Origin of the sequence: Ideonella sp. BN130291 (genome assembly GCF_036231905.1) — a bacterium.
Classification (GTDB): domain Bacteria; phylum Pseudomonadota; class Gammaproteobacteria; order Burkholderiales; family Burkholderiaceae_C; genus CAMLIZ01.
Map to the genome: position 1 here is coordinate 440,424 of NZ_JAZARE010000003.1, position 11,572 is coordinate 451,995.

Consider the following 11,572-nt stretch of genomic DNA (forward strand, 5'->3'; position numbering starts at 1 on the left):
GGGCTTCTCCTTGTCGATCAAACGCTGGCGGCGGCGGGTGCGGTGGACGGGGCAGTGGCAAGCGCACGGCTCACCGCGGACAGCACGGCGAGCAGCGATGCATTCACGATGTTGGCATCGATGCCCACGCCGAACACGGCCGGTGCATCACCCACGCGCACTTCCAGGTAGGCGGCGGCGCGCGCCTGGGCGCCGGCGCCGATGGAATGTTCGTGGTAGTCCAGCACCTTCACCGGCAGGTTCAATTGGCGCGACAGCCCTTCGACGAACGCGTCGACCGGGCCATTCCCCTCCCCGGCCACGCCAAGGCGCTGGCCACTGAAGGACACCTCCGCCGCCAGCCTCAGCCGGCCGCCCGCCATCTCGGACTGGTTGAGTTGCGAAAGGCCACAGGCGCTGTCGCCGAGGCGGTATTCGCGCTGGAAGATCTGCCAGATCTCTTCGGCGCTCACTTCCTTGCCTTGGGCGTCCATCACCGCCTGCACCGCCTGGCTGAACTCGATCTGCAGCCGGCGCGGCAGCTCGAGCCCGTATTCGGTTTCCAGCAGGTAGCTGATGCCGCCCTTGCCCGACTGGCTGTTCACGCGGATCACCGCTTCATAGCTGCGTCCCAGGTCCTTGGGGTCGATCGGCAGGTACGGCATTTCCCAGATGTCCCCCTCGCGGCGCGCGGCGAAGGCCTTCTTGATCGCGTCCTGGTGCGAACCGGAGAACGAGGTGTAGACCAGGTCGCCCACGTACGGATGGCGCGGGTGCACGGGCAGCTGGTTGCAGTACTCCACCGTGCGGCGGATCTCGTCGATATCGGAGAAGTCGAGCTCCGGATCGACACCCTGCGTGTACAGGTTCAGCGCGATGTTCACCAGGTCCACGTTGCCGGTGCGCTCGCCGTTGCCGAAGAGGCAGCCCTCGATGCGCTCGGCGCCGGCCATCAGCGCCAGCTCGCCGGCGGCCGTGCCGGTGCCGCGGTCGTTGTGCGGATGCACAGACAACACGATCGCGTCGCGCCGCGCCAGATGGCGATGCATCCACTCCATCATGTCGGCAAACACGTTTGGCGTGGAGTGCTCCACCGTGGTCGGCAGGTTGATGATGCACTTGCGCTCGGGCGTGGGCTGCCACTCGGCCGTCACCGCATCCACCACGCGTTTGGCGACATCGAGCTCGGTGTCCGAGAAGGTCTCCGGCGAATACTCGAAGCGCCAGTCGGTGCCGGGCCGCGCGTCAGCCAGTTGCTTGATCAGGCGAGCGTGGCTTGCAGCCAGCTCCACCACGCCGTCCACGTCCACGCCCAATACCACCCGGCGCATCACTGGCGCGGTGGCGTTGTACAGGTGCACGATCACGCGCTTGGCGCCTTCCAGCGACTCGAAGGTGCGCTGGATCAGCGGCTCCCGGGCTTGCGTGAGCACCTGGATGGTCACATCGTCTGGCACCAGGTCCTGCTCGATCAGCTGGCGCACGAAGTCGAACTCGGTCTGCGAGGCGGACGGAAAGCCGACCTCGATCTCCTTGAAGCCGATGCGCACCAGGGTTTCGAACATGCGCAGCTTGCGTTCCGCGTTCATCGGCTCGATGAGCGCCTGGTTGCCGTCGCGCAGGTCGGAGCTGCACCAGATGGGCGCCCGGGTCAGCACGGCGTCAGGCCAGGTGCGATTCGTCAGCCGCACCGGCGCGACAGCCTTGTATTTCGCGGCGGGATTCTTCAGCATCGACATTGCAAGCTCCTTGAAGGTGTTCTGAGAAGGCAACGCCGCAAAAGGAAACGGCCCGCTGCGTTGCGCTGGGCGGGCCGTTGATCCGAGAGAAGGGTGTCTTGAGACGAAAACGATCAGCGCGCCCGAAGCACTCCTAGTAGAAGCAGCGAAATGAAGGCGGGGCGGATCGACATGACCGAATCAATATAACACGCAGCGGCAGCTGTGCAAGCAGGTCTTGTGGTTCGTCAGTGATGAAGTCCCGCTTCGTCGGGCTCTTCGGTGGACGTAGCGATCACGCTCACCGGGCGACCCTTCATCTTCTTGTAGACGTACACCGCATAACCCGACAGGCCGTACACCGCGAACAGCGCAAACAGCACGCCGGGCGGATGCAGGTTGATCACCGCGATACCCAGCGCAATCGCCACGATCACGATGAAGGGCACGGTCTTTTTGAAGCTCACGTCCTTGAAGCTGTAGAACGGCACGTTGGTCACCATCGTGAGGCCGGCGTAGAGCGTGAGGGCGAAGGTGCCCCACGCGAGCCAGTCGATTTGGAACACGTCCTTGAAGCCGGCGTCGTCCAGCACCCAGATGAAGCCGATTACCAGGGCCGCCGCCGCCGGGCTGGGCAGGCCCTGGAAGAAACGCTTGTCCACCACGGCAATGTTGGTGTTGAAGCGCGCCAGTCGCAGTGCGGCACCCGAGCAGTACACGAAGGCGGCAATCCAACCGAGCTTGCCCAGGCCCTTGAGCGCCCATTCATACACGATGAGCGCCGGCGCCGCGCCGAAGCTGACCATGTCCGACAGGCTGTCCATCTGCTCCCCGAAGGCGCTCTGGGTGTTGGTCATGCGCGCGACGCGGCCGTCCAGGCTGTCCAGCACCGCGGCGCAGAAGATGCCGATCGCGGCCTGATCGAAACGGCCGTTCATCGCCATCACGATGGCGTAGAAACCACCGAACAAGGCGGCCAGAGTGAACAGGTTGGGCAGGATGTAGATGCCCTTGCGGCGCGGGCGCGCCAAGGGCATGGCCGCTTCCATGTCGTCGTCGGGATCCGGGGTATTCGCTGGGTTCATCGGGCGGGAGGATACAGAAAGTGAAAGAGCCGCCCGAGGGCGGCCCTTGTCGCGACACGACCAGCGGTGGTCAGTTGCGGCTCTTGTCGACCAGCTTGTTGGCCTTGATCCACGGCATCATCGCGCGCAGCTTCTCGCCCACCTGCTCGATCGGGTGCTCCGCGGTGAGGCGGCGGCGCGAGCTCAGTGTCGGGGCACCAGCACGGTTTTCCAGGATGAAGCTCTTGGCGTATTCGCCGGTCTGAATGTCCTTGAGCGCCTGGCGCATCGCGTTCTTGGTGTCCTCGGTCACGACCTTCGGGCCGGTGACGTACTCGCCGTACTCCGCGTTGTTGGAGATCGAGTAGTTCATGTTCGCGATGCCGCCTTCGTAGATCAGGTCCACGATGAGCTTCAACTCATGCAGGCATTCGAAGTAGGCCATCTCGGGCGCGTAGCCCGCTTCCACCAACGTCTCGAAGCCCGCCTTGATCAGCTCCACCGTGCCGCCGCACAGCACGGCCTGCTCGCCGAAGAGATCGGTCTCGGTCTCTTCACGGAAGCTGGTCTCGATGATGCCGGCCTTGCCGCCGCCGTTGGCCGCGGCATAGCTCAAGGCCAAATCACGTGCGCGGCCGGTCTTGTCGGCATGCACCGCGATCAGGTGCGGCACGCCGCCGCCCTGGGTGTAGGTGTTGCGCACGGTGTGGCCAGGCGCCTTGGGGGCGACCATCCACACGTCGAGGTCGGCACGCGGCACGACCTGGCCGTAATGCACGTTGAAGCCGTGCGCGAAGGCCAGCGACGCGCCTTCGCGGATGTTGGGCTCCACCTCGTTGGCGTAGACGGCGGCGATCTGCTCGTCGGGCAGCAGGATCATCACGACGTCGGCGCTCTTCACCGCGTCGGCGATCTCGGCCACCTTCAGGCCGGCGCGCTCTGCCTTGTTCCACGAGGCGCCGCCGCGGCGCAGGCCGACGGTGACCTTGACGCCGCTTTCGTTCAGGTTCTGTGCGTGCGCATGGCCCTGCGAGCCGTAGCCGATGATCGTGACGTTCTTGCCCTTGATCAGGCTCAGATCCGCGTCCTTGTCGTAATAGACCTTCATGGTTGTCCTTCGGTAGAAAAGTAGTGAGTTCAGACGCGCAGGATGCGCTCGCCGCGGCCGATGCCGCTGGCGCCGGTGCGCACGGTTTCCAGGATCGCCGTGCGGTCGATCGCCTCCAGGAAGGCATCGAGCTTGGCGCCGTCGCCGGTCAGCTCGATCGTGTAGCTCTTTTCGGTAACGTCGATGATGCGGCCGCGGAAGATGTCCGCCATGCGCTTCATCTCCTCGCGCTCCTTGCCGACCGCGCGCACCTTGATGAGCATCAGTTCGCGTTCAGTGAAGCTGCCTTCGGTGAGGTCGACCACCTTCACCACTTCGATCAGGCGGTTCAGGTGCTTGGTGATCTGCTCGATCACGTCGTCGGAGCCGGTGGTGACGATGGTCATGCGCGACAGGGACGCGTCCTCCGTCGGTGCCACCGTCAGGCTTTCGATGTTGTAGCCGCGTGCCGAGAACAAGGCAACGACGCGCGACAGTGCGCCCGGCTCGTTCTCGAGCAGCAGGGCGATGATGTGTTTCATGGGTGTTCGTCCTTCGCGCTCTTCAGGCCGGCGGCGGTAACCGACGGCCCTTGGCCACGCTGTTCGAAATCGGTCTCAGATTTCCGAGGTGTTCGGTTCGATTCCCCTCAAGCCGGCAGCGGCGCGGTAACGCTCGCGGCCGTTCAAGGGTTCACGAGCCTCACAGGTCCTCGGAGCCCAGCAGCATCTCGGAGATGCCCTTCCCGGCCTGCACCATCGGCCAGACGTTTTCCGCCGGGTCGGTGCGCACGTCGAGGAACACGGTGCGGTCCTTCAGCTTGATGGCTTCGCGCAGCGCCGGCTCCACGTCCTGCGGGCGCTCGACCAGCAGGCCGACGTGGCCGTAGGCCTCGGCCAGCTTCACGAAGTCGGGCAGCGCGTCCATGTAGCTGTGCGAATAGCGCTTGCCGTAGTCCAGCTCCTGCCACTGCCGCACCATGCCGAGGTAGCGGTTGTTCAGCGACACCACCTTCACCGGCGTCTTGTACTGCTGGCAGGTGGACAGCTCCTGGATGCACATCTGGATGGAGCCTTCGCCGGTGATGCAGAACACGTCGCTCTCCGGCTTGGCGAGCTTGATGCCCATCGCGTACGGCAGGCCCACGCCCATGGTGCCCAGGCCGCCGGAATTGATCCAGCGGCGCGGCTGCTCGAAGCGGTAGAACTGCGCGGCCCACATCTGATGCTGGCCGACGTCGGACGTGATGTAGGTGTCGCGGTCCTTGGTGAGCTCCCACAGGGTCTCTACCACGTACTGCGGCTTGATGACTTCACTGCTGCGCTTGTAGGCCAGGCACTCGCGCTTGCGCCACTCGTTGATCTGGCCCCACCACTGCGACAGCGCCGGCTTGTCCGGCTTCTGCGCCGATTCCTTCAGCTGCGCGATCAGCTCCTGCAGCACGTCCTTCACATCGCCGACGATCGGGATGTCGACCTTCACGCGCTTGGAGATCGACGAGGGGTCGATGTCCACGTGGATGATCTTGCGCTCCACCGACGCAAAGTGCTTCGGGTTGCCGATCACGCGGTCGTCGAAGCGCGCGCCCACGGCGATCAGCACGTCGCAGTGCTGCATCGTCATGTTGGCTTCGTAGGTGCCGTGCATGCCGAGCATGCCCAGGAACTTGGGGTCGCTGGCCGCGCTGGCACCCAGGCCCATCAGCGTGTTGGTGCACGGGTAGCCGAGCAGCTCGTTCAGCTCGCGCAGCTCCGCCGAGGCATTGCCCAGGATGACGCCGCCACCGGTGTAGATGTAGGGCCGCTTCGCGTTCAGCAGCAGCTGCAGCGCCTTGCGGATCTGGCCGCCATGGCCCTTGCGCACCGGGTTGTAGGAGCGCATCTCCACCTTGTCGGGGTAACTGAAGGTCGTCTTGTTCAGCGACACGTCCTTGGGGATGTCCACCACCACCGGGCCGGGCCGGCCGGTGCGGGCGATGTGGAAGGCCTTCTTGAGCGTGAGCGCGAGGTCGCGCACGTCCTTCACCAGGAAGTTGTGCTTGACGATCGGGCGGGTGATGCCGACGGTGTCGCATTCCTGGAAGGCGTCCAGGCCGATCGCCGGCGTGGGCACCTGGCCGGTGATGATCACCATCGGGATCGAGTCCATGTAGGCGGTCGCGATGCCGGTGACGGCATTCGTGACGCCCGGCCCCGAGGTGACCAGCGCCACGCCCACATCGCCGGTGGCGCGCGCATAGCCGTCGGCCGCATGCACGGCCGCCTGCTCATGGCGCACCAGCACATGCTGGATCGACTCCTGCTTGTACAGCGCGTCGTAGATGTAGAGCACTGCGCCGCCGGGGTAACCCCACAGGTGCTTGACACCTTCGGCCTGCAGACAGCGAACAAGGATCTCGGAGCCGTTCAGCTCCTGGGAACCCGATGAGGAGGGGGAAGAATTTTGCGGTTGTGCCAAGGCGGCACGCTTGACTTCCGCGGCAGACATGTCCATTTCGAACCTCAGTGATTTTCTCTGACGAAAAACCATCGGTGCTTCTCCTCGCGCCCTCGTGAGGCGGACTTGAAACCTGCGCGGTCAAAAACGATGGCGCCCCGGTAGGGCAGCCTGCTTGAGACCCAAACTGCGTTGTGCGAAGCAACATTATGGCATCCCGCACCGCAGGTTCGCGCGTAAACCCGAAGCAATCCGGTGCAATGCCATAATCCGGCGCTTCAAAAGTCGGGCCCGTTCTGGCGCCTGTCCTCACTTGGCTACCGACAAAGAACTCTCGGACTTCCTCAAAAGCGTCGAAAAGCGGGCCTTCAAACGCACCGCCTACACGGTGCGTGATGACGACTCCGCGTTGGACATCGTGCAGGACGCGATGATCCGGTTGGCCGAGAAGTACGCGGACCGCCCGCCGGCGGAATTGCCGCTGCTGTTCCAGCGCATCCTGTCCAACGCCACGATGGACTGGTTCCGGCGCCAAAAAGTGCGCAATGCAGTCGTTCACAACCTGTCGGATTTCGAGTCGGCGGACGATGATGGCGACTTCGACCTGCTCGAGATGCTGGAATCGGCCGAAGGCAGCGTGGCACAGGAAAGCGCGGCCGACTCGGTCGCCCGGGCGCAGATCCTGCTACGGATCGACACCGAAGTTGCCCAACTTCCCACTCGTCAACGGGAAGCGTTTCTGTTGCGTTACTGGGAGGAACTCGACGTCGCCGAAACCGCCGCCGTCATGGGCTGTTCCGAGGGTAGCGTCAAGACGCACTGCTCGCGGGCAGTGCATGCACTCGCGAAGGCCCTGAGAGCCAAGGGAATTTCGCTATGAACACCACCAAGCTGACCACCTTACGGGACCCGGAAGTACTCCAGGCTCGGTTTGCACTGCGCGTCACCGCGCAACTGGCACAACACGCCGAACGAACGCCGCACGATGTGACCGAGCGCCTGCGCTTTGCGCGCGAGCGCGCACTGGAACGCGCGCGCCAAGTGCGCCGCAGCGCCGCCGTCGAGGCTGCATCCAACGTGCAGTCCATGGGCGGCGCGGCCGCGCTGAGCGGTGGCGGACGCTCGCCGTGGTGGCTCAAGCTCGCCTCCTTTGCACCGCTGGTGCTGCTGCTGGCCGGCTTGTCGCTGATCGAACAAATGCACGACCGGAACCAGATCGCGGCAGCCGCAGAGATCGACGTCGCGCTGCTGGCGGACGACCTGCCGCCGGACGCCTACCGCGACGCCGGGTTCGTCGAGTTCCTGAAGACTTCGCAGGAGTGATGCCGCATGCCGGTTGCTGCGCGAGCCGCCTTCGTCCGTTCCCTGGTGCTCCTGGCGCTGGCGGGCTGCGCGGCTGCCACGGCGACTGCGCAAGCGGTCAAAGGCGCCGGTAAGGCGGGGGGCGCGGGCGGTGCCGCGCCGGTGAATGCCCTGCTGCCCGCCAACCCCGCGTGGAGCTCACTCACACCGGCACAGCGCGCCGCGCTGGCGCCGCTGGAGCGGGAATGGGCGTCGATTGACGCCGACCGCAAGGAAAAGTGGCTGGAGATCGCAGCCCGTTTCCCCAACATGCCGCCCGACGAGCGCACGCGCGTGCAGGCGCGGATGACGGAATGGGCCCGGCTGTCGCCCAAGGAACGTGGCGAGGCGCGGCTGCACTACCAGGAAGTGCGCCAGCTGAGCCCTACCGAGCGCCAGGCCCGTTGGGAGCAGTACCAGGCCTTGCCGCCGGACCAGCGTCGCGCGCTGGCCGCGCGGGGAGCGGCCCCTGATCGGGCCGCCTCCTCGGCACCGGCGCCGCGCCCTGCGTCGGGCGCGGCCACGCCCAAGTCCAACATCGTCGGCATGACGCCGCCGCCTCCGGGCTCCGCCAAGCCGGTGGCGCCCACCGTGGTGCAGGCCAAGCCGGGTGCCACCACCAACCTGATGTCTCGCCCGCCGGCACCTCCCGCGCACCAGCAGCCGGGCCTGCCGAAAGTGGCCGCCACGCCGGGCTTCGTGGACAAGACCACCTTGCTGCCGCAAAAGGGCGCCCAGGCGGCCGGCACGCGCGCTCCGGCGGCAGCGGCGTCCTCGCCCACCAAGCCCTCCTCCAAGCAGTGACCGCTGGCGAGCAGCCATTGGCAGCGCCGCCGCTGCTGCGCCGCCTGGCGTGTTTCCTCTACGAGGGGGTGCTGCTGTTTGGCGTTGTCATGATCGCCGGTTACCTCTACTCCAGCCTCACCCAGCAACGCCACGCGTTGCAAGGCCAGCACGGCCTGCAGGCGTTCCTGTTCGTGGTGCTCGGCATTTACTTCGTGTGGTTCTGGTCGCATGGCGGGCAGACGGTGGCCATGAAGACCTGGCACATCCGCCTGGTGGACACCGAGGGGGCCGCAGTCAGCCAGTGGCGTGCCGCAGCACGCTATCTGCTGAGCTGGCTGTGGTTTCTGCCGGCCCTGGCGGTCGCGCATGCGGCGTCGTTGCAAGGGCTGCCCGCGCTGTTTTCCGCCATGGCGGCCGGAGTGCTGGTGTTCGCCTTGTTGTCATTCCTGCACCCGCAGCGGCAATACCTGCACGACGCCGTGTGCGGCACCCGGCTGGTCACCCACCGGCCGGCGCGGCCACGCTAGCGGCAGAATCCTTCGGATGACCAATCCGCACAAGGGCCGCACCGGCCTGGACCGCCTGGCGCGCGCGCTGGGGTATTCAGTAGAAGGCCTGCGCGCCGCCTATGTGGGCGAGAGCGCATTCCGACAGGAGTTCTGGACCGCTGTGGTGCTGTTGCCGGCTGCCTTCTGGGTGGGCCGCAGCTGGACCGAAACCGTATTGCTCGCCGGCTCGGTGATGCTGATGATGATTGTCGAGCTGCTCAATTCCAGCATCGAAGCCGTGGTGGACCGCGTTTCATTCGAGATCCACCCGCTGGCCAAGCGCGCCAAGGACATTGCCAGCGCAGCGGTCTTCCTGTCGGTCGGCAGTTGTGCCGTGTTGTGGATCAGCGCGCTGTGGCTGCGCTGGGGCGCATGAGCATGCGCGATATCTCCGCGCCGCGGCTCAGCGTGTGCGTGTATTGCGGATCCCGCCCCGGCGCCGACCCGGTGTATGCCGAACATGCCCGCACGGTGGGACGGCTCATCGGCGAACGGGGCTGGCGCCTGGTCTACGGCGGTGGCAAGGTGGGCCTGATGGGCGAAGTGGCCGATGCCACGCTGGCCGCGGGTGGCCAGGTGCTGGGTGTGATTCCCGATTCACTGATGCGGCGCGAGGTGGGCCACCACGGGCTGACCGAGCTGCACGTGGTGTCGACGATGCACCAGCGCAAGCAGATGATGGCCGAACACGCGGACATGTTCCTCGCGTTGCCTGGCGGCATCGGCACGTTCGAGGAGCTGTTCGAGGTGTGGACCTGGCGGCAGCTGGGCTACCACGACAAGCCGGTGGGCCTGCTCAACAGCGGCGGTTATTACGACGCCTTCATGCGCTTCATCGGGCAGTCGGTGGAACAGGGTTTCCTGTCGGCGGAGCAGCAGGCCGTGTTGCAGGTGGGCGAGGAACCGGTGGCGCTGCTGGACCGGCTGGCGACCCTGGCGCGCTCGGCCGCCGAGCCGGACGATTACACCCTCGTCTGAACGCGCCTCAGATCGCGTTCTCGTCGGTTTCGCCGGTGCGGATGCGCACCACCTGCTCCACCGGGGTGACGAAGATCTTGCCGTCGCCGATCTTGCCCGTCTTGGCCGCCTTGACGATGGACTCGATGCAGCGCTCCACGTCGTCGTCCTTCACCACCACTTCGACCTTCACCTTCGGCAGGAAGTCGACCACGTATTCAGCGCCCCGGTAGAGCTCGGTGTGGCCCTTCTGGCGGCCGAACCCTTTCACTTCGGTGACGGTGAGGCCGGACACGCCGACGTCTGCCAGCGCCTCGCGCACCTCTTCGAGCTTGAAGGGCTTGATGACGGCGGTGATCTGTTTCATGGCGCGCTCCAACGGTGCGAAAACAAGGGATTGGGCGCATTTAAGCACGGAACTTCTGGCCCATGGGACACTGCCAGAACCCGGTTTTGCCCTCGATCAGAGCCCCCTTTGAAGGACACCCTGCGCATCGACGACACCCCTGCGGCCGTGGACTCGGCGGCGTGGAATGCACTGCTGGCACAGCAGGCAAAACCCACGCCCTTCATGCGCCATGAATTCCTGAGCGCACTGCATGCGTCCGCCAGCGCAGCGGCCGACACCGGCTGGGCGCCCTGCTTCATCACGCTGTGGCGTGGCCGCGCCTTGAGAGCCGGTTGCGCCCTGTACCTCAAGAGCCATTCCTATGGCGAATACGTCTTCGACTGGGCCTGGGCGGACGCCTACGAACGCCACGGCCTGAACTACTACCCGAAGTTGCTCAGCGCCGTGCCCTTCACGCCCGTGCCCGGCACCCGCCTGCTGGCCGTCGATGCCGAGGCTCGGGGCCTGCTGTTGCAGGCGATCACGCAACTCGCCCGCAACAGCGAGCTGTCCTCGGCCCACCTGCTGTTCGGCGACGAGGCCGACATGGCGGCGGCCGAAGCGCACGGCTGGATGCGGCGCAGCACGGTGCAGTTCCACTGGCACAACCGCGTGGATGCACCGTTCGCGGACTTCACCGACTTCCTGGCCAGCCTGCAACGCGAAAAGCGCAAGAAGATTCAGCAGGAACGCCGCCGCGTCGCCGAAGCGGGTGTGCGCTTTTCAGTGCACCACGGTCCCGACATCGACACGGACCTGTGGGACTTTTTCTACCGCTGCTACACCCGCACTTACCGCGAACACCGCTCCACGCCGTACCTGACACGCGACTTCTTCCACCGCATGGCCGAGCGGATGCCGGACAACTGGTTGCTCTTCATTGCCGAGCGCGAAGGCCGGCACATCGCCGCATCGCTGATCGCGCTGGACCCTGAGCAACGGGTCGCCTACGGGCGCTACTGGGGCGCCACCGAGCATGTGCCGCTGCTGCACTTCGAGGCCTGCTACTACCAGCCGCTGGCCTGGTGCATCGCCAACGGCTACCAGCGCTTCGAGGGCGGCGCCCAGGGCGAGCACAAGATGGCGCGCGGCCTGCTGCCGGTGCGCACGCATTCAGCGCACTGGCTGAGCGCTCCCCGCTTCGCCAGCGCGGTGGCCGATTTCCTGCAGCGCGAAGGCGCCGGCATCGACGCCTATGTGGACGAGTTGCAGGAGCGGAATCCGTTCAAGCGGGGCGCCGGGCCGCTCCCAAGCGCGGCTTGACCCCC

Annotated in this window: 13 protein-coding genes; 7 read left to right on the top strand and 6 right to left on the bottom strand. The window is 65.9% G+C overall.

The window, feature by feature from the left end; translation table 11 throughout:
- Window positions 1–17: 17 nt before the first annotated feature.
- The 5 genes from leuA to VPH43_RS08370 all read right to left on the bottom strand — a co-directional run bounded on the left by leuA (window position 18) and on the right by VPH43_RS08370 (window position 6,341).
- Window positions 18–1,712: a 2-isopropylmalate synthase gene (gene leuA / locus VPH43_RS08350; RefSeq protein WP_328577391.1), complete on the bottom strand. Its 1,695-nt coding sequence runs from the start codon at window positions 1,710–1,712 to the stop codon at window positions 18–20.
- Window positions 1,713–1,945: 233 nt separating this feature from the next.
- Complete coding sequence (gene pssA, locus VPH43_RS08355) at window positions 1,946–2,782, bottom strand: CDP-diacylglycerol--serine O-phosphatidyltransferase (RefSeq protein ID WP_442909240.1); 837 nt, start codon at window positions 2,780–2,782, stop codon at window positions 1,946–1,948.
- 70 nt (window positions 2,783–2,852) lie between these two features.
- The gene (gene ilvC / locus VPH43_RS08360) at window positions 2,853–3,869 is read right to left on the bottom strand and encodes a ketol-acid reductoisomerase (protein WP_328577216.1); all 1,017 of its coding nucleotides are present in this window, start codon (window positions 3,867–3,869) and stop codon (window positions 2,853–2,855) included.
- A gap of 29 nt (window positions 3,870–3,898) precedes the next feature.
- On the bottom strand, window positions 3,899–4,390 hold the full coding sequence (gene ilvN, locus VPH43_RS08365) for an acetolactate synthase small subunit (RefSeq protein ID WP_328577217.1): 492 nt from the start codon (window positions 4,388–4,390) through the stop codon (window positions 3,899–3,901).
- 160 nt (window positions 4,391–4,550) lie between these two features.
- Window positions 4,551–6,341 carry an acetolactate synthase 3 catalytic subunit gene (locus tag VPH43_RS08370; RefSeq protein WP_328577218.1) on the bottom strand — a complete coding sequence of 597 codons (1,791 nt, stop codon included), beginning with the start codon at window positions 6,339–6,341 and terminating at the stop codon, window positions 4,551–4,553.
- A 256-nt stretch (window positions 6,342–6,597) separates the two neighbouring features.
- Between VPH43_RS08370 and VPH43_RS08375 the strand changes: the two genes are divergently transcribed.
- The 6 genes from VPH43_RS08375 to VPH43_RS08400 are packed head-to-tail and all read left to right on the top strand — an operon-like array spanning window position 6,598 to window position 9,937.
- Complete coding sequence (locus VPH43_RS08375; RefSeq protein WP_328577219.1) at window positions 6,598–7,164, top strand: RNA polymerase sigma factor; 567 nt, start codon at window positions 6,598–6,600, stop codon at window positions 7,162–7,164.
- Entirely contained in the window at window positions 7,161–7,607 is a 447-nt protein-coding gene (locus tag VPH43_RS08380) for a DUF3619 family protein (protein WP_328577220.1), read from the top strand. Before VPH43_RS08375 ends, VPH43_RS08380 begins: the two co-directional genes overlap by 4 nt.
- Window positions 7,608–7,613: 6 nt before the next feature.
- A complete protein-coding gene (locus VPH43_RS08385) occupies window positions 7,614–8,429 on the top strand; it encodes a DUF3106 domain-containing protein (protein WP_328577221.1) in 816 nt (271 codons plus the stop codon).
- A complete protein-coding gene (locus tag VPH43_RS08390; protein ID WP_328577222.1) occupies window positions 8,426–8,938 on the top strand; it encodes an RDD family protein in 513 nt (170 codons plus the stop codon). Before VPH43_RS08385 ends, VPH43_RS08390 begins: the two co-directional genes overlap by 4 nt.
- Before the next feature lie 16 nt (window positions 8,939–8,954).
- Window positions 8,955–9,335, top strand: a complete 381-nt coding sequence (locus VPH43_RS08395; RefSeq protein ID WP_328577223.1) for a diacylglycerol kinase — start codon at window positions 8,955–8,957, stop codon at window positions 9,333–9,335.
- Between the two features lie 2 nt (window positions 9,336–9,337).
- Window positions 9,338–9,937, top strand: a complete 600-nt coding sequence (locus tag VPH43_RS08400) for a TIGR00730 family Rossman fold protein (RefSeq protein ID WP_328577393.1) — start codon at window positions 9,338–9,340, stop codon at window positions 9,935–9,937.
- A 7-nt stretch (window positions 9,938–9,944) separates the two neighbouring features.
- Here VPH43_RS08400 and VPH43_RS08405 read toward each other — a convergent pair whose 3' ends face one another.
- Window positions 9,945–10,283 (bottom strand): P-II family nitrogen regulator, encoded by a 339-nt coding sequence (locus tag VPH43_RS08405; protein ID WP_328577224.1) that lies wholly within the window; start codon window positions 10,281–10,283, stop codon window positions 9,945–9,947.
- A 108-nt stretch (window positions 10,284–10,391) separates the two neighbouring features.
- Between VPH43_RS08405 and VPH43_RS08410 the strand changes: the two genes are divergently transcribed.
- On the top strand, window positions 10,392–11,567 hold the full coding sequence (locus tag VPH43_RS08410) for a GNAT family N-acetyltransferase (RefSeq protein ID WP_328577225.1): 1,176 nt from the start codon (window positions 10,392–10,394) through the stop codon (window positions 11,565–11,567).
- The last annotated feature ends 5 nt before the right edge of the window (window positions 11,568–11,572 follow it).